Here is a 26705-nt window from a genome sequence, read left to right on the forward strand (position 1 = left end):
ATGCAACTTATTTTGGGGCGTGTATCGACCGCACAGTATGGTCCGGCATCAATCGGCGGACTTGAACCTAGGCGGTAATTTATGCGGCATGGAACCCTGCGGTGTGAGGCTCTGCAGTGTGGAGCCCTGTGCCTTTGACCTTCTGAGCGCCAGGTTGTGCATCACTGCATCTAAAACGCTTTATTCCACCCTACCTGAACTTTAGGTTTTCCCGCATTAGAGCACGCGACTTTGCACCTATGCCGAGTTGTTCCCTCGTAACGATAACGCCCCCGCGCCCGCCCTATTCCCGATAGACTGGAATCCTCATGAGTATTTTGAATTTTCTTTCTCCCACGCTGGGTGAGAATCCCGGCGACTACAATCGACGCGATTTTAAGGGCAACCCCCTCACCGCCGAAGAAATCTATGAGGCATTCACCGAGTGGATTTCGACCCGCGGCATGACCCTGTACCCCGCCCAGGACGAGGCCGTTCTGAGCATTGCAGCCGGACATAACGTGGTGCTGGCAACCCCGACCGGTTCCGGTAAGTCCACCGTGGCTGTTGCCGCGCATTTTACGGGCCTGGCGACCGGTCAGCGCTCCTACTACACCGCCCCCATTAAGGCGCTGGTGTCTGAGAAGTTCTTTGACCTGATCAATATTTTTGGCGCCGAGAACGTGGGCATGATTACCGGCGACTCCGCCATTAATACGGAGGCGCCCATTATCTGCTGCACCGCGGAAATTCTCGCCAATATTGCCCTGCGCGAGGGTAAGGATGCGGACCTGTGCCAGGTCATCATGGACGAGTTCCACTTCTACTCTGACCCGCAGCGCGGCTGGGCGTGGCAGCTTCCCCTGCTGGAGCTTCCGCAGGCGCAGTTCCTGCTGATGAGCGCGACTCTGGGCGATACGACTCGCTTCCAGGAGGAGATGACGGCGCTGACCGGTCGTGAGAGTGACCTGGTGGCGCATTCTGAGCGTCCCATTCCGCTGCATTTCTACTACTCCACCACCCCGGTTCAGGAGACGGTGCAGGAGCTCGTGCAGACCAAGCAAACTCCGGTCTACATTGTGCACTTCTCGCAGAAGGCGGCGCTGGAGCAGGCGAACGCGCTGCTGTCGGTGGCTATTGCTTCCAAGGAAGATAAGGAACGCATCTCAGAGCTCATCGCGAAATTCCGTTTCGGTCCGGGCTTCGGTAAGGCGTTGAATAAGCTGGTGCGTGCCGGTATCGGTATTCACCACGCGGGCATGCTGCCCAAGTACCGCCGCCTCGTGGAGCAGCTGGCTCAGGAGGGTCTGCTCAAGGTGATTTGCGGTACCGACACCCTGGGCGTGGGCATTAACGTGCCGATTCGTACCGTGCTGATTACGGCGCTGTCGAAGTTTGACGGTGCCCGTAGCCGCCGTCTGCGTGCCCGCGAGTTCCACCAGATTGCCGGACGCGCGGGCCGTGCCGGTTTTGATACCGCCGGTACCGTGGTGGTTCAGGCACCCGAGCACGATATTGAGAACGCGCGCCTGCTGGCGAAGGCACAGGCGAAGTTCGGCGACGACACCAAGCGCATTAACCAGTCCCTGTCCTCCAAGCGCAAGAAGGCGCCGGAAGGGTTCGTTGGCTGGTCTGAGAAGACCTTCGACCAGCTGGTAGAGGCAGCCCCGGAGCCGCTGACCTCCTCCTTCGACATCACCCATTCGATGCTGCTGAACCTGATGCACCGCCCGGAGAACCCGGTCATTGCCGCGTACCGCATCATTCAGGAGAACCACGAGAGCCCCGCGCGCCGCCGCGAGCTGCTGCGCAAGGCAATCGGCATCTACAAGGAGCTACTGACCGGCGGCGTGATTGAGCGAACCAACACCCCGGACGAGCACGGCTCCTACCTGCGCCTGACCGAGGATCTACAGGATAACTTTGCCCTGAACCAGCCGCTGTCCGCTTTTGCGGTCGCCGCACTGGAACTGCTCGACCCCGAATCCCCCAGCTACGCGCTGGACGCGCTCTCCCTCATTGAGGCGACCCTGGATTCGCCGAACCAGGTGCTGTACGCACAGGAACGCAAGGCGAAGAACGAACTGTCGGCACAGCTGAAGGCGGACGGTGTGGACTACACCGAACGCATGAACGAGCTGGACAAGGTCACCTACCCGCAGCCCCTGGCGGAGCTCATCGATCAGGCGTACACGACCTACAAGCAGTCCGCGCCGTGGGTGGCACGTTTTGAGCCTCGCCCCAAGTCAATCGTGCGTGACATGTACGAACGCGCGATGGGCTTCAACGACTTCGTGCAGTACTACTCGCTCGAACGTGCCGAGGGCGTGCTCCTGCGTTACCTCTCTGACGCATACAAGGCGCTGCGCCACACCATCCCCGATTCTGCCGTGACCGACGAGCTCGACGACATCATCGAGTGGCTCGGCGAGCTGGTACGCCAGACCGACTCCTCCCTGGTGGACGAATGGGAGAAGCTGGCTGCCGGCGAAGACACCGCGACCATTGCGGCCGAGCACGCCTCCATCGAGGAGGAAGAGCCTCCCGCCGTGACGCAGAACCTGCGTGCCTTCCGCGTGATGGTGCGCAACGCCCTCTTCCGCCGTGTGGAGCTCTTCGCTGACGAGCGTGACCGCGCCCTGGGCGCCCTGGACGAGTGGTGCGGCTGGGATGCCGACCGCTGGGCGGACGCCATGGACGACTACTTCGACACCTACGACGACATCTACACGGACGCCGACGCGCGCTCGCCTCGCCTGGTCAGCATGGATGAGGACACCGCCGCTCACCCGGGCGTGTGGAAGGTTCAGCAGAGCTTCGCCGACCCCGAAGATAACTTTGACTTCGGTATTCGTGCCGAGGTTGATTTGGCGGCCTCCGATGAGGCGGGCTACCCGGTGCTGAAGATTCTGAGCGTGGGCGAGTTCTAAGGCTCCAATTGAGACTCCGCCCGAGGCTCTGCCCAGATGTTGCCCGTAGTGGGCTAGAATACAGAGTATCTATCTATTTGAATGAAAGAAGGTTCACCGTTGACCGTTTCTTCGCTTCCCAAGGTTGAGTACCGTAAGGGTTCGGTCGTCAAGCACGACGGCTACGAGATTACCGACCACTGGTTCCAGGTTCCCCTGACCCACGGTCTGATTTTCTCCAAGGGCAAGGATGCCGCTCTCTCCTCCCGTTTCGCGGACCAGACCATCACCGTGTTCGCCCGCGAGGTTGTGAGCACCAACGAGACTCTGACCGTTTCGGCTGATAAGCGTCCTTACATTGTGTACCTGCAGGGCGGCCCCGGTTTCGGTTCGCCGAAGACCGGCTCCATTGGCGGCTGGATTGCTGAGCTGGCGAAGACTCACCGCGTGATTCTTCTGGATCAGCGCGGTACCGGCATGTCTTCCCCGCTGTCTGCTCGCAACATCACCGCTGTGGGTGACCCGCAGGTTCAGGCTGAGTACACTGAGCTGTTCCGTGCGGACTCCATCATCGCTGACGCCGAGGCTGTTCGCGAGGTACTGCTGGCTGACCGTGCCGACAAGCGCTGGTCCACCATTGGTCAGTCCTTCGGTGGCTTCCTGACCCTGTCGTACCTGTCGTTCGCACCTCAGTCGCTGCGTGACTGCCGCATCACCGCGGGCCTGGCGCCGATTCGTACCTCCGTGGATAACGTCTACCAGCACACCTTCGACCGCATGAAGGAACGTGTTGAGGAGTACTACAGCTGGTTCCCCGAGGACGCTGAGCTCGCTACCCGCATTGCTGAGCACCTGCGCACCCACAAGGAGTACCTGCCCACCGGTGAGCGTCTGACCGATCACCGCTTCCAGATGGCTGGTCACTTCCTGGGTGGCCGCTGGCGCGAGCGCGGCCTGCACTACTTCCTGGAGACCGCTTTCGCTGAGGGTAACGACCACCTCTCCGATCAGTTCCTGACCGCTATGGGTGCCGAGGTTACTTTCCAGGCGAACCCGCTGTACGCTCTGATGCACGAGACCATTTACGCTGACGGCCCCGCTGACGGCGTTCTGCCCGGCATCCCCGGCTACGAGCTGTCCCCCTCCCCCGCGCCGACCAACTGGTCTGCTGCTCGCGTGGCGGCTTCCCGCCCCGAGTTCGCACCGGATGCGGACCGTCTGCTCTTCACCGGCGAGCACATCTTCCCCTGGTACTACGAGGAGGATCCCTCGCTGCGTCCGCTGGCTGAGGTTGCTAACCTGCTGGCTGAGAAGAAGGACTGGGGTCGCCTGTACGACCACGCACAGTTGCACAAGAACGAGGTTCCCGTGGTGGCTGCGGCGTACAACCCGGACGTGTACGTGGACTTTGAGCACTCCATGGAGACCGCTCGCTGGGTCGGTAACACTCAGGTGTGGACCTCGAAGACCCACCACCACGACGGTTTCGGTTCTGACCCGCTGACCATTCTGGGTCACCTGAAGAACATGCTGGCTGAGGTTCACAACCAGTAATTCTTCGCCGGGTAGTCATTCTGCCCCGGGTATATCCCCGAATATATTTTGATACAGCGAAAGCCCCTCACCCCGGTTGATCCGGTGTGAGGGGCTTTCGTGTGAGCGCTTAGCCTGGTGAGGCCGCAGGCTCAGTAACTCAAACTACTTCGAGGAGGAAGAATGCGCATCCTGTGCGGTGCGGGCACGCATCACGAGGGCGTGGTATTCGTCTTCCTTCTCGATCAGCTCGTCACGCAGCTTGGCGGGAATGGCGTTGAGCTTCTCGGTTTCCTTCTGCCAGCGGGCGGTGATGTCCGCACGCTCGGCGGCGGATGCATCCTCGGGCAGTGCCAGGTACTTCTCGGAGAGCGCCTGAACACGCTGAATGGTCTGCAGCGCGCGGCCCTTGGGGCTGAGCAGCGAGGCAAGCACGGTAATGATCAGGACGCCCACGATGACCATCAGCGACATTTCGGTGCTGATTTCGACCACGTGCACGGGCTCGCCGTGGTTGATGAACGGCAGGTTATTCTCGTGCATTGCGTGCAGGATGAGCTTCACACCAATGAACGCGAGGATGGTCGCCAGGCCGTAGGAGAGGTAGACGAGGCGGTCCAGCAGGCCGTCAATAAGGAAGTACAGCTGGCGCAGACCCATGAGGGAGAACGCGGTCGCGGTGAACACAATGTAGACGGACTGGGTGAGGCCGAAGATCGCGGGGATCGAGTCGAGCGCGAAGAGCAGGTCGGAACCAGCGATAGCGACCATGACGAGCATCATGGGGGTCATGACGCGCTTGCCGTTTTCGATGGTGAAGAGCTTGTCACCGTCGAAGTGGTCGCTGGTCTTCAGGTACTTCTTGGCGAGGCGGACCATGATGTTGTCGGCTTCGTCATCGCCGTCACCTTCGGTGATTTCGTCCTTGAGCAGGTTACCTGCGGTCATGAGCAGGACCAGGCCGAAGATGTAGAACACCCAGGCGAAGGAGTTGATGATCGCTGCGCCGGCGAAGATGAAGGAGCCGCGCGCCAGGATCGCGAAGACAATACCGAAGAGCAGAACCTTCTGCTGATTCTCACGGGCGACACGGAAGGTGCCCATAATAATCATGAAAACGAAGAGGTTATCGACCGAGAGAGCTTCTTCGGTGATGTAGCCTGCATAGAATTCGGTGGCAGCGGAGGGGCCGTTCGTCACGAAAATATACAGACCGAACAGCATCGCGATGCCGATGTAAATACTCGACCAGATGGCCGCTTCCTTGACGGAAGGTTCGTGCGCCTTACGAACGTGGAACACGAAGTCGAAGGCCAACAGACCCGCGATGATGAGAATAGTAACCAACCATTGCAACCCGGTAACTTCCATGGGGAGCCTTTCTTGTGGTGTGCGTACAGGACCACAAGTCTCTCCCGCCGACCTTAATGGAGGTCGGCTCGATTCACCGGTTAGGCGCCTTCGGCTAACGTGCTGACGATGAGTCGATTGGTGGGATACTCCCTTGCTCGGTGAACGATTATACAGCAGGTTGGGGTTTTCGCACAGGAGCCCCTCCGGGAGAACTTTCAGGAGCTAGGTGCACCGAAACGCCGCATCCGGCGGGGTTGACCTGTCGGATGCGGCGTTCTGCGTGACGAATACACGCTGTCTAGTTGGGGGTCTAGCTGGCGCCACTATTAGTTTGACAACATGTAGAGCGGCGTATTGCAGACCAGCACTACACAGATCAACACCGTGCAGCAAGCCCATACAAAAGTAGCCCTCCCCGTGAACTATTACGGGGAGGGCTACTTCTATATTTCATTCAATTAGGTCGTCATGTTGAAGGTCGGCGGGGTGAAAGCAATCGCGTTGACCTGCTTGTTCGTATCAAGCGTGCCGTTCTCCTGAATTGTCGGGACGGTAATAACCACCTCGAACTGGTACATGCCTTCCATGAGCGTATTGCCACGCAACGCAAAACGCGCGGAGATGCCAGTCGCCTTATCATTCACGCTCGACGCGAAGGGAATGACCTGGCCCTGAACGGTCTGAGTCTTGCCGTTGCGGGTCATGACGGTTGCCTTGCCGGTCGGGTCAGTCGTGAAGACCTGACGGTCAATAATTTCACCCTCGGGCGAGAAGAGGTAAATGTCCATGGACGGGTGCAGGTGCGTGGTGCCGGTCGTCGCCTCCAGCGCGGAGACGTTGTAGGTCATCACGAACTCACCGCAGTTCAGGTTGAGGTCGCCCTCGGGGCCGTGAGTCGCCTCGTACACTGACATGAGGCGGATCGTTGCGGGGTTCGGGGAGGTTGCATTCTCCATGGACCACCACGCCTGACCGGTCTCCGGCGCAGTCACGGGCTTGTTCTTGGTGCGCGACTGCAGGGCGCCACTGGCGGGATTGGTGATCATCCAGCCACCGACCTGGGTGAAGTCCGGGCCGTGTACCGTCTTGCAATCATCAGCCGAAGCAGCGAATGCGGGTACCGCCGTGGAGGCGGCAATAGCGGGCACAGCCCAAAGCGCGCCGCGGGTGAGGTTGCGGCGGGTAACGGAACGAGCTCCCGTGGTGTGTGCGTCTGAAGAGTTATGAGAAATAGTCACAGATTTTTCTTTATCGTTCGGAAGCATCAAGGTTTTATTTGACACGTAAAACACCTTGATAGTGTACAGCATGTATCTGCACTCAGTAGAACTTCATGAACAATGAGTTACCTCATGGCGAAAAACCCACGTCGGCCCCTAAACGCCGGGCTTAGAACACCGGGTTTAGGCGTGACCCGCCTCCTTCATCAGGCGCAGCTCCTTCTTCAAATCGGCAAGCTCATCACGCAGACGCGCCGCCAACTCAAATTGCAGGTTCTCCGCCGCCACGCGCATCTGCTCGTTCATCTGCTCAATCAAATCCAGCAGGTCCTCGGCGGGTGCCGCCGCCAGGCCGTCGGCACGAACGCGCGCCTCCGCACGGGCGAGAAGCTCCTCCGACTCCGGGGTGCTCGTGGCAATCTTCGACGAGGTCGCAGAACCGGTCTTCGCACCCGCGCTCACCGTGCGGGCGCCCTTCTTACCGCTCTTACGCTGCTGCAGAAGCTCGCGGGTGTCCTCTTCCTCGCGGGCGAGAACATCCGTAATATCGGCAATCTTCTTACGCAGCGGCTGCGGGTCAATGCCGTGCTCACGGTTGTACGCCTGCTGAATCTCGCGGCGGCGGTTCGTCTCATCAATCGCCACGCGCATCGAGTCCGTAATCTTATCGGCGTACATGTGCACCTGACCGGACACGTTACGTGCCGCACGACCAATCGTCTGAATCAGCGAAGTGGTCGAACGCAGGAAGCCTTCCTTATCGGCATCCAGAATCGCAACCAGGGACACCTCGGGCAGGTCCAGGCCCTCACGCAGCAGGTTAATACCAACCAGCACATCAAAGGTGCCCAGGCGCAACTCACGCAGAAGCTCCACACGGCGCAGGGTATCAACGTCAGAGTGCAGGTACTGCACCTTCACGCCGTGCTGCAACAGGTACTCAGTCAAATCCTCCGCCATGCGCTTGGTGAGGGTCGTGACCAGCACACGCTCATCACGCTCAACGCGCACGCGAATCTCCTCAAGCAAATCATCAATCTGCCCCTTGGTCGGCTTGACCACAATCTCCGGGTCAATCAGGCCGGTCGGGCGAATAATCTGCTCCACATAACCATCAGCCTGCGACAGCTCGTACTTGCCGGGGGTCGCCGAAAGGTAAATCGTCTGACCGATACGCTCCAGGAACTCCTCCCACTTCAGCGGGCGGTTATCCATCGCCGACGGCAGACGGAAACCGTGCTCCACCAGGGTGCGCTTACGGGACATATCACCCTCGTACATGGCACCAATCTGCGGGACCGTCACGTGCGACTCGTCAATAATCAGCAGGAAATCATCCGGGAAATAATCCAGCAGACAGTTCGGGGCACTACCTGGGGCACGACCGTCAATATGGCGCGAGTAGTTCTCAATGCCATTGCAGAAGCCCATCTGCTCCATCATTTCCAGATCATAGGTGGTGCGCATGCGCAGACGCTGCGCCTCCAGCAGCTTGCCCTGAGATTCGAGGGTCTGCAGGCGCTCGCGTAGCTCATCCTCAATGGAGGTAATGGCCTTCGCCATACGCTCGGCACCGGCGATGTAGTGGCTTGCGGGGAAGACATACATTTCTTCTTCCTCGCGAATCACCTCGCCGGTCAGCGGGTGCAGGGTGTAAATCGCCTCAATCTCATCGCCGAAGAACTCAATGCGAATCGCGTTCTCCTCGTACATGGGGATGATTTCGACGGTATCGCCGCGCACACGGAACGTGCCACGGTGAAAGTCCATATCGTTACGCGCGTACTGCATCGCCACGAACTGGCGCAACAGCTCGTCGCGGTCAACCTCCTCACCGCGACGCAAAGTCACCATCTGCGCAACGTACTCCTCGGGCGTGCCCAGACCGTAAATGCAGGACACGGTCGCAACCACCACCACGTCACGGCGAGTCAGCAGGGAGTTCGTCGCCGAGTGGCGCAGACGCTCCACCTCCTCATTGATGGAGGAGTCCTTCTCAATGAACGTATCGGTCTGCGGCACGTACGCCTCAGGCTGGTAGTAGTCGTAGTAGGAGACAAAATACTCCACCGCATTATTCGGCAGCAGCTCACGCAGCTCATTCGCCAGCTGCGCCGCCAGAGTCTTATTCTGCACGAGCACCAGAGTCGGACGCTGCACCGCCTCAATTAGCCAGGCTGCGGTCGCGGACTTACCGGTACCGGTAGCGCCCATCAGCACAATGTCCTTCTCACCGTTCTGCACACGCTCGGTGAGCTCGGCGATAGCCTTCGGCTGATCGCCGGCAGGCTGGAAGGGGCTAATGACCTCAAAGGGGGCAACAACGCGGTTAATTTTAGGTGCGTAACTCATGTATCCATCCTAGGGGAAAGCCGCCCAATGCGCCTCAGGATTGGTCACCCTTTTCTGCTGGCGCAATAGTCCACCACAACCACAGTCCATCACAACCCCCGGCGTAGCTACCCGCGAAAGTGCCCAAGTTCATAAAAGAGGTAGCGCAAAAGATAAGGGGTATTCGACAAGCTCATATTCGCCACCGGATAGGAACCGAGCGGGAGCATTCTCCCGCACGATAACGGTGCTCTTAGGAACAGTACTCTTAGGGGCAGCTGCCCTCCCCCACAACCGCCATCGCTCGCAGGCACCGCGCCGCAGAAGATAAGCGGCAACACATAAAGATTTATGACGGGCGTTCCGCACCCACACCCTTTGCCTCTTTGATGTGGCTCACATATGTTTAGAGCACGCACACGCAGACAGAACGGGACCACAAGAGCGCACGGAAGGACTCCATGAGCACGACCACGGAGACAGCTTCAAAGGCAACTCCGCAAGAATCCACAGAAGCGAACCCGGAGGCGAACCCCACCGGCACACCGGCTGCCACCTTAGTTGCCAAAACCGAGCATCGCCGTACCCTCTTGGCGTCCTCGTACCCGCTGATTCTGCTCATCGCCCTCACCATTCTGCTGGGCGTCACCTACCTCTCACTCATCACCGGCAGGTACCCGGTCGAACTGGACGAGCTCTTCCGCATCCTCGGCAAGAACTGGTTCGGCATGGATTTGAAGGTCTACAAGCCCGCCGAAAACATGCTGCTGACCGTGCGCATTCCGCGCCTGCTCGCCGCCGGGCTCATCGGTGCCGCCCTCGCCATTGCGGGCGCCACCTTCCAGGCAGTTTTCCGTAACCCGTTGGTTTCCCCCTACCTGCTGGGTGTTTCGCAGGGCGCGTCGGTGGGTGCCGCCTCCGCCATTCTGCTGGGTGTGGGCACGAGCCTCGCGATTCAGGGTTCCGCCCTCGCCGGTGGTCTCGCCGCCGTGCTGCTGACCGTGAGTATTCCTCACCTGTTGAAGAATCAGTCCACGCTCATGCTGGTGCTCTCGGGCGTGATTGTGGGTGGCTTCGGCACCGCCGCACTCGGTGCGTTGAAGTTCATTGCGAACCCCGAAACTCAGCTGGCGCAGATCGTGTTCTGGCAGATGGGCTCCCTGCAGGACGTACGCGCAGAAGCACTCACCCAGTTTGCGCTGGTGGCGGCGCCCTGCATCCTGCTGCTCTTGGCGATGCGTTGGCGCATCAATATCCTCTCGCTCGGTGACGATGAGGCGCGCACCCTCGGCATTAACCTGACCCGCACCCGCGGTATCACCATTCTGCTGGCAACCCTGGTCACCGCGACCAGCGTGTGTATTGGCGGCCCGATTTCTTGGGTTGGCCTGGTCATTCCGCACCTGTGCCGTCTGCTGGTCGGTAGCGACACGACCAAGCTCATGCCGCTATCCATTCTGATGGGTGCTTCGTTCATGATGTTCGTCGATACCCTGGCGCGTAGCCTCACCAGCGCGGAGGTTCCTCTGAGCGTACTGACCGGCTTCATTGGCACGCCCCTGTACGTGGCGCTGCTATTGCTTGGAAAGGTTCGGGTGAAGTAATGTCGCCTTCCATTCCCAATGCTCAGCAGCGCACGGATGAGAGCGCAGAGGTTCTGCTGCACCTGGACGATGCGGGCTTCCGTTACGGCCACCGGGGCGGGCGCATCAATCGCCGCCGAACGGATCACCGCGCTGGTCTGCACCGTTCCGGGCACCGCTTCAGCCGCTGGATTTTCCGCAACGTGAACCTGCAGGTGCGACGCGGTGAGGTCCTCGCCATTCTGGGTCGCAACGGTGTGGGTAAGTCCACCCTGTTGAACTGCCTGATTGGTTTAAATTCGCTCACCGAGGGCAGCATTCACCTGGGCGGTGAGCCGCTGGATTCTTTGACCGCGACTGAGCGTGCCCGCCGCATCGCCTACCTTCCGCAGATGGAGGGTCGCGGCATCTCCTACACCGTGACCGAGTACCTGCTGATGGGTCGCGCACCCTATATTGGGTTGTTCTCTTCACCCTCGCGCCGTGACCGTGAGCAGGTGCATACCGTGATGGAGGAGCTGGGGCTGCTCGACCTGGCGCACTCCCCGCTGGATGAGCTGTCCGGCGGTCAGCGTCAGCAGGTAGGTATTGCCCGAACCCTGGTGCAAGACGCCCCGCTCATCGTTCTGGACGAGCCGACGAGTGCACTGGACGTGGCGAATCAGGCGAAGGTGTTGCGCAAGATTCGGCAGCTGCGCGATGCCGGGTACGGGGTTATTTTTACGACCCACAATCCGGATCACGCGCTCCTGTTGGATGCGACCGTCGCCCTGCTTGGCGTACACGATATGCCCGATACCATGCCAAACGCAACGCCGCAGGTATCTGCACATGCGCCGGCTCAGCTGCTCACGGGCCGCGCCTCCAAGGTGCTCACCAGCGAGGTTCTCTCACGCACCTTCGCTACAGATTTGTCGGTGGTGTATTCACCACAGCTGGGTCGTTCCAGCGTGCACATGACGAGCCTCGATATGAGGCTCCACAGCTTTTAGTTTTCCGGTGGCGGTTTGAACCAGATACAGAAGATGCGGTAGAGGTGCCGCATCCGCTGTGGTGGCGCGCCCCTAGAGCGCCGCTTCCCCGAACCGCCTCCGGGTTATTCACCCACCCTGTCGACACAGAAAGACACATCATGAAGATTACGAAGTTCCACACCGGCATTGCCCTGACCACTTCCCTCCTGTTGGCTGCGCTGACCGGTTGCGGCGCAGCGAACACCGCCTCCTCCTCGGGTTCCGCATCGAGCTCAACCTCAGTCTCGACTTCGAGCAATTCCGCAAAGAAGCACACCAGCTTCTTCGTGAAGGATAACGGTGACGGCACCAAGGTCATTAAGGACATTGACGGCAAGGAGGTCACTGTCCCGACCAACCCCGAGCGCATCGCTGACCTGTGGCACGCAAACAACCAGGTGGTTCTGTTGCTCGGCGGCACTGAGAAGCTGGTGTCCACCACGACTGCCGTGAAGTCTCTGGCGTGGTTTAAGCAGGTGTACCCCGGTATTGAGAAGGTTGACGCGCCGGTGAAGGGCACCGACGTGAACATGGAGCAGCTGCTTGCCGATAAGCCGGAGGTGCTACTCGCCTCCTCGAAGGATCAGATTTCGAAGGCTACTGAGGCAGGCATCCCGGCGGTGCACGTGGAATTCCAGAACTTCGCTGATTTGAAGCGCACCGTTGAGCTGACCGCCGAGGTCATCGGTACCGATGAGGCGATTGAGCGTGCCGAGAAGTACCTGGCATATCTGGAGAAGAACGAGAACCTCATCAAGGAGCGCCTGCAGGGCGTCACCGAGTCCCCGAAGGTGCTACACATTGCGGGCGGTTCTGACCTGACGAAGGTGGACGGCTCGAACTCCCTAATTGGTGAATGGATGAAGCTTTCGGGTGCGAAGAACTCCCTGGACGGCGTGGAGAACCTGAAGAACATTTCTCTGGAGCAGATCATTGCCTCGCAGCCGGAGTACATCATCATTGGCGGCGCGGATGCCCAGAAGGGCGTGGACGCGATTAAGGCTGACGCCGCGTGGGCTGACGTTCCGGCGGTGAAGAACGGCAAGATTATTAAGAACCCGGTCGGCACCTTCAACTGGGACCGCTACTCCGCCGAGGAGGCTCTGCAGATTCTGTGGGCGGCGAAGCTGTTCCACCCCGAGAAGTTCTCCGACATTGACCTGGTGAAGGAGACCCGCGAGTTCTACTCGACCTTCTACGGCTACCAGCTGACCGAGGATGAAGCGCAGCGCATCATCAATGGTCAGGGCCCCGCAGCTAACTAATCCGAAACTAGCTAATCCGGCGACTAACTCGCCTGGCGGTAGCTCACTTGGCGACCGGCTAGTTCGTTGAACACGTACCGCCCGGGACCGTGCTCACAGCATGGTTCCGGGCGGTATTTTATTGGTTTGTAGCCGTGGGGCGCCGCAGTGCTAGTTGACGGCAACGCTAGTTGACCGCAGTGTTAGCGCACCTCCACAGTCGCTCCGGCGAGGCTCATCAACGCCCGGTTCGTCAGCGGAAGGTACCCGTTCAGGGCGCTCAAAATCAGTTGCATGGTGCGCTCTTCATCCTCCACGCTCAGCCCGCGCGGAATACCCACACCCGGCACGCAGATGCGCTGCTTATACAGGTCAATCACCGCGCACACGGTGCGGTTCGGCACGCCCAACACCGGCAGCATGCCGCGGTGATTGACGGTGCGCAGGCCCTTACCGACCACGGCAGCGGTACGGATATCCGGGCGGGCACTCCTCTCGAACCGGGAGGCACCCGCACTGTTCGCAAAAGCGGCAGGGTCGGGAATACTATTCGGCACCGCGCTCTTCTCGTTCAGCACAGACAGCAGCGGCTCCCCCACCGCGGCGGTGACCGCCACGTAGCGTACCTGCCGGTCCATGGCGTTGAGGAAGTCCAGTTCCGCGTACTCCTCCACGCGGTAGTTCTCGACCAGACCGGCTTCGCCCGACCCGGTTTCTTCCACGGTGCGGGTGATGACTTCTTCATCGTAGAAGCTTGCCACGCACACCTGCGGGGCGCCTCGCTCAATGCGGGCGCGGCACTGATAGTCGTCATCGAGCAGCCAGAGGGACAGCTCATAGCCGTCGGGTACATCGCGCACACCGGTCGCGAGCAACACTTCGCTGCCGTCCAGGGAGAACGGCTCCCAGCCTGCCGGTTCAAAAGCATTGAGGGCACCGTCCAGGGCGGGGTTGCAGGACCCGAGGCTCGGCGCCTGCTCAGCCGGAGTGAATGCCTCGGTGGCGGGCATGGCGATGGTGAGCCCGCGCATCCTGCCGGCGAGGCAGAGTTCAATCGCCATGAGCAGGTGGCCCGCACCTTCACGGCTCAGTGCTGGGCTCTGAACCATGTGCGCCACACCGGAGTTGTCCAGGCTGAGGTGTTCGCCAACTCCGCGGGCGGCGTTAGAGTAGCGGTTGTGCAGGCGCACCAGCTCGTCAATGGGCAGGGCACGACCCACGGCGCCGAACGCCTGGGCGATAGCGTGAACATGTTCGGGGAAGACGCGGCAGAGCCTGCCAAGCTGGCGAGCAAATTCTGCCGGACGCTGCGTGAGCACGCTCAGTAGGGTGCCGAGGTTCTGCTGGCGATAGGCGTTAAGCAGCTGGGCGACGGTGGCGGGTTCAAGCTGCTCGACGGTGCCCCTCGTGGGGAGGCGCGCTCCCTGGCGGTTGAGAGTTGCGGTGCCGCCGCGGCTGCCCGCGGACTGCTCTGATGAGTTTTTGCCTGCTTGTTCTCGGTAGGTTCCCGGCTGCGTCACGTTTTCACGACCTCAGATATTGGATAAGCCTTTTGGCACTCCTTCTACCCTAGCAACAAAAACAGTCAATTACTAGGGTTCAAGTAACTATTAACTAAGGTTGGACTATCTTTTAGGCTTTGAGAGCTTTACGCAGGCACTTTAGCTAGGAAACCTAGGAGGAATTCTGGGAACGGAAATCAAAGACCGGGAATCTAGAGGCCGGTAACCTAGACCGGCAAATCCACCCACTGCGTGTCCCCCCAGGTCACGCTCGCCGCACCGGAACTCAAGCTCACCACCAGCTCCTCGGCACGCGCCAGCTCCTCCGGGCGGTCAAACACACCCAGGGAAATCGTGGCGCCCTCCGCACCATACTCGGTACCCAGAACGTTCAGACCGGCGGCACGAATCTCATTCTCCAGGCGGCCAGCATCCGCATGCGAACTGGGCACCTTACCCACGCGCAGACGCTCACGCGAATCGAATAGCGCGCCATCCAGGGTCTGCACCACCGAATCAGTGTAGGCACGCACCAGACCGCCCGCGCCGAGCTTAATGCCACCGAAATAGCGCACGACCACCGCAACCACATCCGACAGGTCGGTGGTGCCGTCCTCGCGGGTCTGACGCGCCAGCAGCGCCTGCATCATCGGCACACCGGCGGTACCGGCGGGCTCACCATCATCGGAGGAACGCTGAATATCGCGGTCAGCACCAATAATGAACGCTGAACACACGTGGCGGGCATCGTGGTAGGTCTTGCGCACCGACTCAATGTAGGCGCGCGCCTCCTCAACGGTGCTCACGCGTTTGATGTGACCAATAAATTCGCTACGCTTAATTTCGAGGAGGCTCTCATAGGGCTCATCGCCGCGCGGCACAAGGTATCGGTTGGCGCGAGTTTCTTCCTGCATGTGTCCTCCTCTAATCAGTACCTATCTATTGTGGCACAGCCCGTCAGGAGCACCGTCCATGTCCCAGCCTTCTTCCCCCGCTTCTACCACGCTGCGCCGTTACGCCCTCACCGGCGGTATCGGCAGTGGCAAGAGCACCATCGCCGCCCTCTTCGTGGAGCAGGGCGCATTCCTGGTGGATGCGGACGCCATCTCCCGATCCCTCATGGAGCCCGGCGAGGCGGTGCTCGCCCGCACGGTCGCGGAGTTCGGCGAGCATCTGCTCGATGAGGACGGCCGCCTCAACCGCCCCGCCCTGGCGCGTATCGTGTTCAATGATGAGCAGGCGCGCCTGCGTCTGAACGCGATTGTGCATCCCGCTATTCGTGAGCGTGCCGCGCAACTGGTGGAGCAGGCGCAGTCCGAACCCGGGTTCAGCGGCGTGGTGCTGGAGGATATTCCCCTGCTCGTGGAGACCGGCGACCCGTCCGCTTTTGAGGGCGTGGTCGTGGTGCGCACTCCCCTGGCAACTCGCCTGCAGCGCCTCGTATCGTCGCGCGGCATGAGTGAGGAGGATGCGCGCGCCCGCATCGCCGCGCAGGCAACCGACGAGCAGCGTGAGGCGGTCGCAACCTGGATTATTGATAACGGCGGCTCGCTGGAGGAAACCGCCGAGCAGGTGCGCGCCGTCTGGGCGCAGATGACCGCCGCCTAAGATCCTCCCCAGCAACACGGGGCACAGCAACAGCGGGCATAGCAACACCGGGCGCGTATTCCGGATCCCAACGCCCCCAACCCTGACTCACCTAAACCCCCAATAACGCAAAGAACCCCCTCCCCTCCCAAACGGGAGATGAGGGGGTTCCTCTGCTCTAGGCACCCCACGCGGGGTTACCTATCGGCTATTACGCCTGATGAGTGCTCATCTGAGCGGCAGATTAGTTGCCGGTCAGCTTCTTGCGGAGCTCAGCCAGTGCCTCATCCGATGCGAGGGTACCTGCGGAAGCGGGCTCCTCGGAGGAGTAAGAGGTCGGTGCGGGCTCAGCTGCTGCGGGAGCTGCTGCTGCAGCCTCTGCGTCAGCCTCGAGAGCCTTAGCAACCTGAACCTTGTGAGCCTCGAAGCGAGCCTGTGCCTCTGCGTACTGTGCTTCCCAAGCCTCGCGCTGTGCGTCGAAGCCTTCCAGCCACTCGTTAGCCTCGGGGTCGAAGCCCTCGGGGTACTTGTAGTTGCCAGCCTCGTCGTACTCTGCAGCCATGCCGTACAGAGCGGGGTCAAACTCGGTAGCGTTGGGGTCAACGCCCTCGTTTGCCTGCTTGAGGGACAGGGAGATGCGGCGGCGGTCCATGTCGATGTCGATGATCTTAACGAAGACCTCTTCACCAACGGAGACGACCTGCTCAGCCAGGTCAACGTGGCGGGTTGCCAGCTCGGAGATGTGGACGAGGCCCTCGATGCCGTCCTCAACGCGCACGAATGCACCGAAGGGAACGAGCTTGGTGACCTTGCCGGGAACGATCTGACCCAGAGCGTGGGTGCGAGCAAATGCCTGCCACGGATCTTCCTGGGTTGCCTTGAGGGACAGGGACACGCGCTCGCGGTCCAGGTCCACCTCGAGAACCTCGACGGTAACGGGCTGGCCAACCTCGACAACCTCGGACGGGTGGTCGATGTGCTTCCAGGACAGCTCGGAAACGTGAACCAGACCGTCCACGCCACCCAGGTCCACGAATGCACCGAAGTTGACGATGGAGGAGACAACGCCCTCGCGGACCTGACCCTTCTCCAGCTCGTTGAGGAAGGAGGAGCGAACAGCGGACTGAGTCTCTTCCAGGTATGCACGGCGGGACAGAACAACGTTGTTGCGGTTCTTGTCCAGCTCGATGATCTTAGCTTCGATCTGCTGACCGATGTAAGGTGCGAGGTCGCGGACGCGGCGCATCTCAACGAGGGATGCGGGCAGGAAGCCACGCAGACCGATGTCGAGGATAAGGCCACCCTTGACAACCTCGATAACGGTACCGGTAACGACGCCGTCGTTTTCCTTGACCTTCTCGATGTCGCCCCATGCACGCTCGTACTGTGCGCGCTTCTTGGAGAGGATCAGGCGACCTTCCTTGTCCTCCTTGGTGAGGACGAGTGCCTCAACCTCGGAGCCGAGCTCGACAACCTCAGAGGGGTCGATGTCGTGCTTGATGGACAGCTCGCGGGAGGGGATGACGCCTTCGGTCTTGTAACCGATGTCGAGCAGAACCTCATCGTGGTCGATCTTAACGACCTGGCCGGAGACGAGATCGCCGTCGTTGAAGACCTTAATGGTCTGCTCGACAGCCTCGAGGAATGCCTGCTCGTCGCCGATGTCGTTGATTGCGACCTGAGGGATGTTGGTGCTCATGTAGTGAGGGCTCCAATTGGATTTCTAATAGGTCGACGCTACCGGTTCACCGCTCAACACCCCCGGGTGGAGGCGCCGACCGGCTCACTTTTTCACCCCGGCGCGCACGGCATAGGGCCGATAACGCCTTTGAACGGGGTGAGGAAACGTCGAGCTGACGGATACTTACAATGTGTACCACCCACCGGAAGCAGATGCTCTCAGCAGGGTGCACGAGCAGTCCGTGCCCGTTTTCTCCCCGTTTTCTTAAGGAGAAAAAGAGCATAGAAAACCCGTACGTTGGTACACGCGATTAATAGTGTACGGGAATCCCGGGCGTGTCGTCAATGGTTACGCGCCCGGGATTCCCGTACTTATTTGCGGTTTTAGTAACGCTGGGATGCGAGGGGCTGTGCTCGTCCTCGTTCCTACAGGGGCACCCGCCCTCGCTTCGCTTCGGGCACCCTGATGTCACTACGGACGACACCGCCCCTCCTCATGCTCGCACCAGGCTGGAACGAGGGGTAGCTATACCCTCCGGAAGCGACATCAGGGTACCCTCTCGGGTGCTCTCCGCAGCGAAGCAAGGAAGAGCGGAGCACCCGAGAGGGTGGGTTCCCCTGCAGGAGCGAAGGAAGGGTATAGCGTACCCACCCACCCCCTACCTGTAGGAACGAGGACGATACCCGCCTTTCCAAGCGGAAGCCGAGGAAACGAACCTAGTGGCCCGCCTCCTGCCAGGACTTGCCCCAGCCGACCTGCACATCCAGAGGAACACGCAGGGAGGCGGCACCGCTCATCTCCTCGACGAGCACGCGTTCGGCGGCTTCACGCTCACCGGTGGCGACTTCGAGGATGATTTCGTCGTGCACCTGCAACAGCATGCGGGTCTTCAGGCCCTCTTCGCGCAGACGGCGGTGAATGTTGATCATGGCGATCTTGATGATGTCCGCGGCGGTGCCCTGAATCGGGGCGTTGAGGGCGGCACGTTCGGCGGCTTCTCGGCGTACACGGTTGGGCGAGTCCAGGTCGGGCAGCACGCGGCGGCGACCGAAAATGGTTTCGGTGTAGCCGTCCTGGTGTGCCTGCTTGAGCACGCCGCGCAGGAAGCGTCCCACGCGTCCGAAGCGCTTGAAGTAGTTGGTGCGCAGTTCGCCCGCTTCGTCGGAGCTGATGTTCAGCTGCTTGGCGAGGCCGAAGCGGGACAGACCGTATGCCAGACCGTAGGACATGGCCTTGACCTTGGAGCGCTGCTCGGGGGTGACGTCCTCGGGGGCGACACCGAAGACCTCGGAGCCGACGTAACGGTGCAGGTCCTCCCCCGCTTCGTAGGCTGCGATAAGCTTCTCGTCGGCGGCGAGGTGCACCATGATGCGCATTTCGATCTGCGAGTAGTCGGCGGTGAGCAGACCCTCGTACTCCACGCCGTCGATGGGCTCGGGAGCCACGATGAAGGCACCGCGGATGCGGCGGCCCTCCTCGGTGCGAATCGGGATGTTCTGCAGGTTCGGCGCGGTCGAGGAGAGTCGACCGGTGGATGCGGCGCCCTGCTGGAAGGTGGTGTGCACGCGTCCGTCCTCGGTGGCGGCCTTCTGCAGGCCCTCGACGGTCTGGGCGAGCTTGATGTTGTCGCGGTAGGCGATGAGCGCACCAAGGAAGGCTGCGCCGTCGGATTCAGGCGAGATCTTGGAGAGCAGCTCGGTGACGGATTCGGCGTCGGTGGAGTAGCCGGACTTAATCTTGCGGGTGTGCGGCAGGCCGAGGGTCTCGAAGAGCACGGTCTGCAGCTGTTTGACGGAGGCGAGGTTGAGGGGTTCTTCGCCGTCCTCGGTGGCGACCTCCCCGCCGATGATGGCTCGGGCGGATTCCTGCGCCTGGTTGGCGCGTGCGGAGAAGGTGTCGTGCAGTTCGGCAAGGAGCGCGTCGGAGACGGCGATGCCTGCCTGCTCCATGTCTGCGAGGACGTAGAGTAGCGGCAGTTCGATTTCTTCGTAGACCTTCAGCTGGCCGTGCTCTTCCATTTCGTAGTGCAGCAGACGTGCGAGTTCGTGAATGATGCGGCTGATTTGCGTGAAGTAGCGCAGGTTTTCCACGGGTTCGGCTTCGCCGGGCAGGCTGAAGAGGGAGGGTTCTGTCTCTTCTTCTTCGGGCTGGAAGACGAGCTGCGCGTAGGGGTCCTTGGGGATCCAGAGGTAGCGTTCGGCGAGGTCTTCCATGCGTTCAGAGAAGAGCTTGCGGGTTGCGGTGGGGATGAAGCCGCACATATAGGAGGACAGTGCGGGGTCTTCGACGGCGCCGGCGAGTTCGTAGCCGTAGGCGCGCAGGAGTTTGCGCTGAACCTTGAGGTCCATGACGATTTTGCGGGCGGCTTCGTCGGAGAGCCAGGCGGCGAGGGCGGCGTCGAGTTCCGGGTCGATGCTGCGGGTGTCGATCCAGAGGCTGGTGTTCTTGCTGGTGAGGAGCACGCCGAGCAGTTCGGGGTTTTCTTCGGCGGCGCGGATCTTGGTTTTGGTGACCTTGACGGCGGGGGCATCGCCGATGGCGGGGCGCGCTACGGGCAGGTTGGTGACCGGGTAGAGGGTCACGGCGCCTTCGAGGCGTTCGGGTACAGCGATGGGCGCGCCCTGTTCGTCGGTGCCGTAGTTTTCTTCGGCTGCGGCGGAACAGAAGGCGCGGAATGCTGCTGCGTCTGCGTTTTTGGTGGGTGCGCTGGTATTGATGGGTGCGTAGACGGGGCCGGTGGGTGCCTTCTTGGGGGCGCCCTCCTCCCCTGCTTCTGCGGCGGAGCTAGTAGCGCCTGCGGATCCGGCGGCGCGCACGATGGGGCCGAGGGTGTCGGCGGCGCGCTTGCGGATGGTGCGGAACTCTACTTCGTCGAAGAAGGTGTTGAGTGCATCCAGGTCGGGGGTGAATGCGGTGTCTTCGAGGGTGACGTTCAGGTCGAGGTCGTTGACGAGCTGGTTGAGGCGACGGTTGCGCACCACGTTATCCACGTTCTCGCGCAGCGCCTCGCCCTTCTTGCCGCCAATCTTGTCGCGGTTGTCGAGCACACCCTGCAGGGAGCCGTATTCGCCGAGCCATTTGGCGGCGAAGCCGGGGCCTACGCCGGGTACGCCGGGCAGGTTGTCCGCCTGTTCGCCGGTGAGGGCGGCGAGGTCGGGGTACATGTGCGGGGGTACTTTGGTTTTCTTTTCGACGGCGGCGGGGTCCATGCGCTGAATACCCTTGGAGGGGCCAGTGGTGACCGGGTAGAGCAGGGTGACGTCGTCGGTGACGAGCTGGAAGATGTCGCGGTCGCCGGAGAGGATGAGAACCTTGTAGCCGGCTTCGGTGCCGCGGCGGGTGAGGGTTGCGACGATGTCGTCGGCTTCGTAGTTTTCGTAGGTGAGCGCAGGGATGTTGAGCGCGCCGAGCATCTTTTTGATGAGGTCGATTTGGCCGTTGAAGGCTTCGGGGATGGCGTTGCGGCCGCCCTTGTATTCGCCGTATTCGGCGGTGCGGAAGGTGCCGCCGGGCAGGTCGAAGGCTACGGCGATGTGGCTGGGCTGGTTGTCTTTGATGATGCTCAGCAGGGTGGAGAGGAAGGCGTGGACAGCTTCGGTGTGCTGGCCGTCGCTGCGCACGAAGATGTGCTGTCCGGTCTTTTCAGCCATGGTGTAGATGCCGAAGAAGGAGCGTAGGGCGAGGGAGTGTCCGTCAATGAGCAGGAGGGTTTTGTTCTCTGTAGTCACTCCTCTAGTGTATCGAGTCTGAGTTTTCTCGGTGGCTGGCTTCGTGACAGAGGGTTTCGTGATGGGTGGTTTTGTGGTGGCTGCTGGTCAGCCCTGTGGGGAGGCGCCTGTACCGTATTGGGTGCTGGCGCTGTGCCATATAGCGGAATAACGGGGTGTGTGGAAAGAGTTTTACCTCATATATAGGTGCCGGTGGGGTGCGTTTGGTAAGTTTTTCTCCCGAAAATTGTGCCCCAAGCCACTATGTGAGGTGGATAATAATACGGTTTCCAGATAATATATAACCTTATTATCGCCTCCAGCGTAGGAAACCCCCACACCCTGTGTATTCATAGGCAGAACTCTACCCAGAATTCACCGGCAGGATCCACCGGACCGTGAGGGCACCTCCCGCGCTTAACACACAACGAACCCTCATTTAGGAAACTATGAAGGCACTCAAAAAACTTCCCCTCCTCGCGTGGATTATCATCGCGATCGCATCGGGTGTGCTCATCGGCTTGCTGACCCCCGGAATGATTAGCGGCATCAATGACGCAACCGGCGCAGCCATCCCCACCGACCTCATTGTGCAGCTCTTCGTCTCCTTCTCTACCGTATTCAGTGCCTTCCTGAGCTTCGCGATTCCGCTGATTATTATCGGCTTCATCGTGCCCGGCATTGGTTCCCTCGCGCAGGGTGCGGGCAAGATGCTCGGCATCACCGTGGGTCTGGCGTACATCTCCAGCATCCTTGCTGGCTTCCTGGCACTGACCTGCGCACTGCTGCTCTACCCCATCATCCTGAAGGGTCAGCAGCTCGCTTCCTTCGATAACCCCGAGAACGCACTGTCCAAGGGTTACATCTCCTTCGAGCTGACCCCGATTATGGGCGTGCTGAGCGCACTGATTCTCTCCTTCATCCTGGGCCTGGGTATTACCGCACTGAAGACCCGTGCGATGCTGAACCTCTTCGAGGACTTCCAGGTCATCGTTGAGAAGATGCTCGGCTACGTGATTATCCCCCTGCTGCCGGTGCACATTGTGGGCGTGTTCGCAAACATGACCCTCGCCGGTCAGGTGGCGAAGATCCTCTCCGTCTTCGGTCTTGTGTTCGTCATGGTGATTATTCTGCACTGGGTCACCCTGGCACTGCAGTACTCGGTGGCTGGCGCGATTTCTCGCCGCAACCCCATCCAGATGCTCAAGACCATGCTCCCGGCATACTTCACCGCAATCGGTACCCAGTCTTCGGCTGCGACCATCCCGGTGACCGTGCGTTCGGCGAAGAAGGCTGGCATCTCCCCCCGCGTGGTGGACTTCGCGATTCCGCTGTGCGCGACCATTCACCTCTCCGGCTCCATGATTACCATTACCTCCTGCTCGGTGGCAGTGCTGTTCATGACCGGCCAGCACCCCGACTTCGGTAGCCTGATCCCCATGATTCTGGTGCTCGGCGTGATGATGGTTGCCGCTCCCGGCGTTCCCGGCGGTGGCGTGATGACCGCAATCGGTCTGCTGCAGTCCATGCTTGGTTTCGATGCCTCCATGATTGCCCTGATGATTGCCCTGTACCTGGCTCAGGACTCCTTCGGCACCGCAACCAACGTGACCGGTGACGCGACCATCGCAGCCCTGACCGAGCGTATCTCCAAGGCAATCGGAGCGAACCCCGATAAGGAAATCCGCGACGAGGACATCGAAAAGGCAGAAGCTATTTCCGCCTAATCCTCTCCGCTTCCATAGCGTTTTTCAGCCCCGCCTCCCCTGTAGGAGGCGGGGCTGACCCGTACCCGGAAGCTAGCCAAGAAACCGGTCATCGTGTCAAAGGAACTCTAACCGCGGAGTACACTGGAAGTCATGACTGAAAACAACACACACCACGCACCCGTCCGCGCGGCAGCACCCACCACCCTCAGCGCAGAAGAAATCAAGGCGCAGCTGACCGAAAGCGGCATCCCCGAGCACCTACACCCCTACTTCCCCCGCGGTCTGGGCGAGCTCATCCCCGCCATGGGCATTAAGTTCCAGGAACTCACCGCAGAACGCACCGTCGCGACCATGCCCGTCGCCGGTAACACCCAGCCCATCGGCCTGCTGCACGGCGGCGCCAACGTGGTCCTCGCAGAGACCCTCGGATCGCTCTCCGCGGGTGTACACGGCGGCGAAAACCTCGTAGCAGTCGGAGTGGACATCAACGCAACCCACGTGCGCCCGGCAGTCTCCGGTGTGGTTACCGCAACCTGCACCGCCGTCAAGCTCGGACGCACCCTGTGCATCCACTCCATCGACATTGTGGATGAGCGCGGCCGCACCACCTGCACCGCGCGTATCACCAATATGCTGATTCCCCGCCCCACTGCATAAACTCCCACTGCATAATCTCCCGCAGTATAAAGTCCTACAGCCTACGCAAGTAGCCTAAAATCGTAGAAGCACGGGGTACACGGCACCCGCCAACACCCCACCAGAAGGTACGACCAGAAGGAGCACCATGGCCCGCGAGCGCACCCCCTATTTCAAGCGTTACCCGAAGATTGTGCGCGCCAAGCGCATTGTCCTGCCCATCGCAATCGGCGTGATGCTGGTGTGCCTGGTGACCGCTATCAACAACCCCGGTAGCTTCTGGTGGCTGGGCGTGATGCTCGGTACCGGCGGCATGCTCTGGGCTGGCTCCCCCACGGACCGCCCCATCAGCGGCCCGAACAATGACGAAGACGATTTGAACCGCTACCTGCGTTAAGTTCCGTGTAGCGCCGGGTTCCCGCCCGCGCTAAGCGCCCGGTTTACAACGCACACCCGCGAGCCGTTATACACGCGAACCGTTAAACACGAACGCCCCGTCCCTCAGCTTCATCGTGAGGGGTGGGGCGTTTGTGTGTCATGAATAAAGGTGCTGGTTCATCACTGCACCAGCCGTGTGTGCTCATCGACGATTCCTAGTCTTCGCCGTAGCGTGCATTCGTACCTGTACTGTCACGTACTTTGCACGTCTTGTGCTTAGGAGAGCTGCTTGATGATGGTGTCAGAAACTTCGCGCATGGACAGGCGGCGGTCCATGGAGGTCTTCTGAATCCAGCGGAATGCTTCCGGCTCGGTCAGGTTCATCTTGGTGATGAGCAGCGACTTTGCGCGGTCAACGAGCTTGCGGGTCTCGAACTGGTCGCGGATGGTGCCCACTTCCTTCTCGAGAGCGCGAATCTGCTCATAGCGGCTAATTGCCACCTCAATGGCGGGAACCAGATCGTTCGGGGAGAACGGCTTGACGACGTACGCCATAGCGCCTGCCTCAACGGCACGGTCAACGAGTTCCTTCTGGCTGAATGCAGTCAGCAGAACGACGGGAGCAATCTGCTCCTTCGCGATTTCTTCGGCTGCGGTGATGCCGTCCATAATCGGCATCTTCACATCCATGAGGACGAGGTCGGGGCGGTGCTTCTGCGCTAGCTCGACAGCGGTCTTGCCGTTATCGGTTTCTGCAACAACATCGAAACCCTGGTCCTTCAGAATTTCGACGATGTCGAGGCGAATCAATGCCTCATCTTCAGCCACGACGACGGTGCGAGCGGGACCCTGCTCCTCCGCCTGGTTTTGAGTGGTCAGCTCTGACATTACTCTTCTCCTTTATCAAATTTGAATCACTTAAAGTCTACAGGAGGGAATAAATGTTCATCTACTTTCTCGCCTTGTCCCAGGTGTGTTATATGCGTCCTATGTGCATGTTGAAAAAGTTTTCTGACGCCATTTTGTGACCCTCCATCAGATTTTGCATATTAATGCACATTTTTGTTCTATACTGCTCATGACTGTGAAAACAAAACCGCACAACGTAGAGGTCACGCGGCGAAATTCACACCTAAAACATGGACCCGAAAATGACTCTGACATGCACTAACACCCCCTCGGGTTAGACACAAAAGTAATAAACAAAATATTTATATCGAAACCCCATCACGCGCCGCAGAAGGCCGATACACTGAAATAGGTATTCTCCTCGACTTCTCCGGCACTCACATTTGACCACCCATACTCGATACCCGGAGGGGATTCATGTCAATCACCCGTCAAGCACGCACCCTGTACTCAGACTTCGTCGAGTACAAGGAACTCGATCGCGCCCCGCTGACTTCCATTCACCCCGGAATTCTCATCGCCTTCGACTCCACCGCGCTTGCAAGCCTCTACAACTACCCAACCCACATCAGCGACGAAATCCTCCGCGTCTACTCGCAGCTGCGCGGACACGCTTTCCTCCCCCACCAGGCACTCAAAGAATTCTGGGCAGCACTCGACGGCGCCTCCCCCGTACCCGCCGCCGCAGACCGCGTCCGCTCAGCGCTCGCATCCTTCAAAGAAACCCTGCCCGAAGAACGCAACTCCCCCTGGAGCGCACTGCGTTCAGTCACGCACCAGCTGGACCACTCCATCGCGCAGATCATGAAGATCCTTGAACCCACCACCGACACCGGATCCATCAACATGGCACGCCGCGAAGACGACACGATCCTGCCGCGACTGAACCGCATCTTCACCGGCCACGTGGGTGCGGCACCCAGCCCCGAACGCCACGAACAGCAGTGCCGCGAAGCCCTCGCACAGGGCCACCCGTTGCTCGCTAACGCCAGCTTTGACGCCGACTTCGCGCTCTGGAACCAGTGCGTTACCGAAGCAACCACCCGTGTGAAGGGCACCGACTGCGTCTTCGTCACCGGCGGTGTGCGCGACACCTGGCTACGCAACGGTCAGCAGGTACGCGCCGCATCGGGCGGCGAACCCGTACGTCAGCTCGCGAACCGTCAGCTACTGCGTGAATACGCTAAGGCAACCGGAGGCGGCGTATTCCGCATCTACACGGTTGAGGAGATTCTGCGGCTCGCCTCCGAGCAGTACGGTGTGACCGTCAGCGACGCTACCTATAATGCGATTCGCGCGGAACAGCCCGTAGCTGTGTAAATCGCCGTGCACAGTCACCGTTGAGAATAATCCCACCACACCACACCCACCACCATTAACCGCGAGAAGCCACATGTGTTTCGAACACATGTGGCTTCTTAGCGTCTGCGG

18 protein-coding genes are annotated in these 26705 nt (G+C 60.4%); 10 read left to right on the forward strand and 8 right to left on the reverse strand.

Going from position 1 to position 26705, the window contains the following annotated elements:
- Window positions 1-308 precede the first annotated feature (308 nt).
- The gene (locus tag HMPREF2528_RS05610; RefSeq protein WP_070543045.1) at window positions 309-2909 is read left to right on the forward strand and encodes a DEAD/DEAH box helicase; all 2601 of its coding nucleotides are present in this window, start codon (window positions 309-311) and stop codon (window positions 2907-2909) included.
- An 81-nt stretch (window positions 2910-2990) separates the two neighbouring features.
- Window positions 2991-4442: an alpha/beta fold hydrolase gene (locus HMPREF2528_RS05615; protein ID WP_070543049.1), complete on the forward strand. Its 1452-nt coding sequence runs from the start codon at window positions 2991-2993 to the stop codon at window positions 4440-4442.
- A 144-nt stretch (window positions 4443-4586) separates the two neighbouring features.
- Here HMPREF2528_RS05615 and HMPREF2528_RS05620 read toward each other — a convergent pair whose 3' ends face one another.
- The 3 genes from HMPREF2528_RS05620 to uvrB form a co-directional block, all read right to left on the reverse strand.
- Window positions 4587-5792 carry a TerC family protein gene (locus tag HMPREF2528_RS05620; RefSeq protein ID WP_070506435.1) on the reverse strand — a complete coding sequence of 402 codons (1206 nt, stop codon included), beginning with the start codon at window positions 5790-5792 and terminating at the stop codon, window positions 4587-4589.
- A gap of 440 nt (window positions 5793-6232) precedes the next feature.
- Window positions 6233-7012 carry an ornithinee aminotransferase gene (locus tag HMPREF2528_RS05625; RefSeq protein ID WP_246823889.1) on the reverse strand — a complete coding sequence of 260 codons (780 nt, stop codon included), beginning with the start codon at window positions 7010-7012 and terminating at the stop codon, window positions 6233-6235.
- Between the two features lie 165 nt (window positions 7013-7177).
- Window positions 7178-9346, reverse strand: coding sequence for an excinuclease ABC subunit UvrB (uvrB, locus tag HMPREF2528_RS05630; RefSeq protein WP_070543055.1), 2169 nt, complete (start codon window positions 9344-9346; stop codon window positions 7178-7180).
- A gap of 440 nt (window positions 9347-9786) precedes the next feature.
- Here uvrB and HMPREF2528_RS05635 point away from each other — a divergent pair, with 440 nt between their 5' ends.
- From HMPREF2528_RS05635 to HMPREF2528_RS05645, 3 genes are all read left to right on the forward strand, one after another.
- Window positions 9787-10929 (forward strand): FecCD family ABC transporter permease, encoded by a 1143-nt coding sequence (locus HMPREF2528_RS05635; protein WP_083297879.1) that lies wholly within the window; start codon window positions 9787-9789, stop codon window positions 10927-10929.
- Complete coding sequence (locus HMPREF2528_RS05640; RefSeq protein ID WP_083297880.1) at window positions 10929-11900, forward strand: ABC transporter ATP-binding protein; 972 nt, start codon at window positions 10929-10931, stop codon at window positions 11898-11900. The genes HMPREF2528_RS05635 and HMPREF2528_RS05640 overlap by 1 nt, the downstream gene beginning before the upstream one ends.
- A 140-nt stretch (window positions 11901-12040) precedes the next feature.
- Window positions 12041-13186 (forward strand): ABC transporter substrate-binding protein, encoded by a 1146-nt coding sequence (locus HMPREF2528_RS05645; RefSeq protein WP_246823890.1) that lies wholly within the window; start codon window positions 12041-12043, stop codon window positions 13184-13186.
- Window positions 13187-13368: 182 nt separating this feature from the next.
- Here HMPREF2528_RS05645 and HMPREF2528_RS05650 read toward each other — a convergent pair whose 3' ends face one another.
- Window positions 13369-14685 (reverse strand): 2-oxoglutarate dehydrogenase, encoded by a 1317-nt coding sequence (locus HMPREF2528_RS05650; protein WP_070543060.1) that lies wholly within the window; start codon window positions 14683-14685, stop codon window positions 13369-13371.
- A gap of 209 nt (window positions 14686-14894) precedes the next feature.
- Window positions 14895-15581 carry an IMPACT family protein gene (locus HMPREF2528_RS05655; RefSeq protein ID WP_012903629.1) on the reverse strand — a complete coding sequence of 229 codons (687 nt, stop codon included), beginning with the start codon at window positions 15579-15581 and terminating at the stop codon, window positions 14895-14897.
- Window positions 15582-15639: 58 nt separating this feature from the next.
- On the opposite strand from HMPREF2528_RS05655, the gene coaE reads away from it, so the two are divergent.
- A complete protein-coding gene (coaE, locus tag HMPREF2528_RS05660) occupies window positions 15640-16275 on the forward strand; it encodes a dephospho-CoA kinase (RefSeq protein WP_070543062.1) in 636 nt (211 codons plus the stop codon).
- Between the two features lie 223 nt (window positions 16276-16498).
- On the opposite strand, the gene rpsA is transcribed toward coaE, so the two are convergent.
- Window positions 16499-17953 (reverse strand): 30S ribosomal protein S1, encoded by a 1455-nt coding sequence (gene rpsA / locus HMPREF2528_RS05665; RefSeq protein ID WP_012903633.1) that lies wholly within the window; start codon window positions 17951-17953, stop codon window positions 16499-16501.
- 698 nt (window positions 17954-18651) lie between these two features.
- Complete coding sequence (polA, locus tag HMPREF2528_RS05670) at window positions 18652-21663, reverse strand: DNA polymerase I (protein ID WP_070543065.1); 3012 nt, start codon at window positions 21661-21663, stop codon at window positions 18652-18654.
- A gap of 428 nt (window positions 21664-22091) precedes the next feature.
- Here polA and HMPREF2528_RS05675 point away from each other — a divergent pair, with 428 nt between their 5' ends.
- From HMPREF2528_RS05675 to HMPREF2528_RS05685, 3 genes are all read left to right on the forward strand, one after another.
- On the forward strand, window positions 22092-23369 hold the full coding sequence (locus HMPREF2528_RS05675) for a dicarboxylate/amino acid:cation symporter (protein WP_070543069.1): 1278 nt from the start codon (window positions 22092-22094) through the stop codon (window positions 23367-23369).
- A gap of 132 nt (window positions 23370-23501) precedes the next feature.
- Window positions 23502-24008: a PaaI family thioesterase gene (locus HMPREF2528_RS05680; RefSeq protein WP_070543074.1), complete on the forward strand. Its 507-nt coding sequence runs from the start codon at window positions 23502-23504 to the stop codon at window positions 24006-24008.
- Between the two features lie 127 nt (window positions 24009-24135).
- On the forward strand, window positions 24136-24384 hold the full coding sequence (locus tag HMPREF2528_RS05685) for a hypothetical protein (RefSeq protein ID WP_005506231.1): 249 nt from the start codon (window positions 24136-24138) through the stop codon (window positions 24382-24384).
- Window positions 24385-24641: 257 nt separating this feature from the next.
- Here the strand turns inward: HMPREF2528_RS05685 and HMPREF2528_RS05690 are convergent, their stop codons facing one another.
- A complete protein-coding gene (locus HMPREF2528_RS05690; RefSeq protein WP_005509159.1) occupies window positions 24642-25253 on the reverse strand; it encodes an ANTAR domain-containing response regulator in 612 nt (203 codons plus the stop codon).
- A gap of 438 nt (window positions 25254-25691) precedes the next feature.
- Here HMPREF2528_RS05690 and HMPREF2528_RS05695 point away from each other — a divergent pair, with 438 nt between their 5' ends.
- The gene (locus HMPREF2528_RS05695) at window positions 25692-26594 is read left to right on the forward strand and encodes a PIN-like domain-containing protein (protein ID WP_070543078.1); all 903 of its coding nucleotides are present in this window, start codon (window positions 25692-25694) and stop codon (window positions 26592-26594) included.
- Window positions 26595-26705 lie beyond the last annotated feature (111 nt).

The sequence above is a fragment of the Rothia sp. HMSC078H08 genome, from assembly GCF_001808955.1.
Classification (GTDB): Bacteria; Actinomycetota; Actinomycetes; order Actinomycetales; family Micrococcaceae; genus Rothia.

What these genes read in the sequence shown, in the direction of transcription:
- HMPREF2528_RS05685 (WP_005506231.1), top strand. Translation starts at nt 24,136, where the DNA reads ATGGCCCGCGAGCGCACCCCCTATTTCAAGCGTTACCCGAAGATTGTG.
- HMPREF2528_RS05620 (WP_070506435.1), bottom strand. Translation starts at nt 5,792, where the DNA reads ATGGAAGTTACCGGGTTGCAATGGTTGGTTACTATTCTCATCATCGCG.
- HMPREF2528_RS05695 (WP_070543078.1), top strand. Translation starts at nt 25,692, where the DNA reads ATGTCAATCACCCGTCAAGCACGCACCCTGTACTCAGACTTCGTCGAG.
- uvrB (WP_070543055.1), bottom strand. Translation starts at nt 9,346, where the DNA reads ATGAGTTACGCACCTAAAATTAACCGCGTTGTTGCCCCCTTTGAGGTC.
- HMPREF2528_RS05690 (WP_005509159.1), bottom strand. Translation starts at nt 25,253, where the DNA reads ATGTCAGAGCTGACCACTCAAAACCAGGCGGAGGAGCAGGGTCCCGCT.
- rpsA (WP_012903633.1), bottom strand. Translation starts at nt 17,953, where the DNA reads ATGAGCACCAACATCCCTCAGGTCGCAATCAACGACATCGGCGACGAG.
- coaE (WP_070543062.1), top strand. Translation starts at nt 15,640, where the DNA reads ATGTCCCAGCCTTCTTCCCCCGCTTCTACCACGCTGCGCCGTTACGCC.
- HMPREF2528_RS05675 (WP_070543069.1), top strand. Translation starts at nt 22,092, where the DNA reads ATGAAGGCACTCAAAAAACTTCCCCTCCTCGCGTGGATTATCATCGCG.
- HMPREF2528_RS05610 (WP_070543045.1), top strand. Translation starts at nt 309, where the DNA reads ATGAGTATTTTGAATTTTCTTTCTCCCACGCTGGGTGAGAATCCCGGC.
- HMPREF2528_RS05680 (WP_070543074.1), top strand. Translation starts at nt 23,502, where the DNA reads ATGACTGAAAACAACACACACCACGCACCCGTCCGCGCGGCAGCACCC.
- HMPREF2528_RS05635 (WP_083297879.1), top strand. Translation starts at nt 9,787, where the DNA reads ATGAGCACGACCACGGAGACAGCTTCAAAGGCAACTCCGCAAGAATCC.
- HMPREF2528_RS05640 (WP_083297880.1), top strand. Translation starts at nt 10,929, where the DNA reads ATGTCGCCTTCCATTCCCAATGCTCAGCAGCGCACGGATGAGAGCGCA.
- HMPREF2528_RS05615 (WP_070543049.1), top strand. Translation starts at nt 2,991, where the DNA reads ATGAAAGAAGGTTCACCGTTGACCGTTTCTTCGCTTCCCAAGGTTGAG.
- HMPREF2528_RS05645 (WP_246823890.1), top strand. Translation starts at nt 12,041, where the DNA reads ATGAAGATTACGAAGTTCCACACCGGCATTGCCCTGACCACTTCCCTC.
- HMPREF2528_RS05655 (WP_012903629.1), bottom strand. Translation starts at nt 15,581, where the DNA reads ATGCAGGAAGAAACTCGCGCCAACCGATACCTTGTGCCGCGCGGCGAT.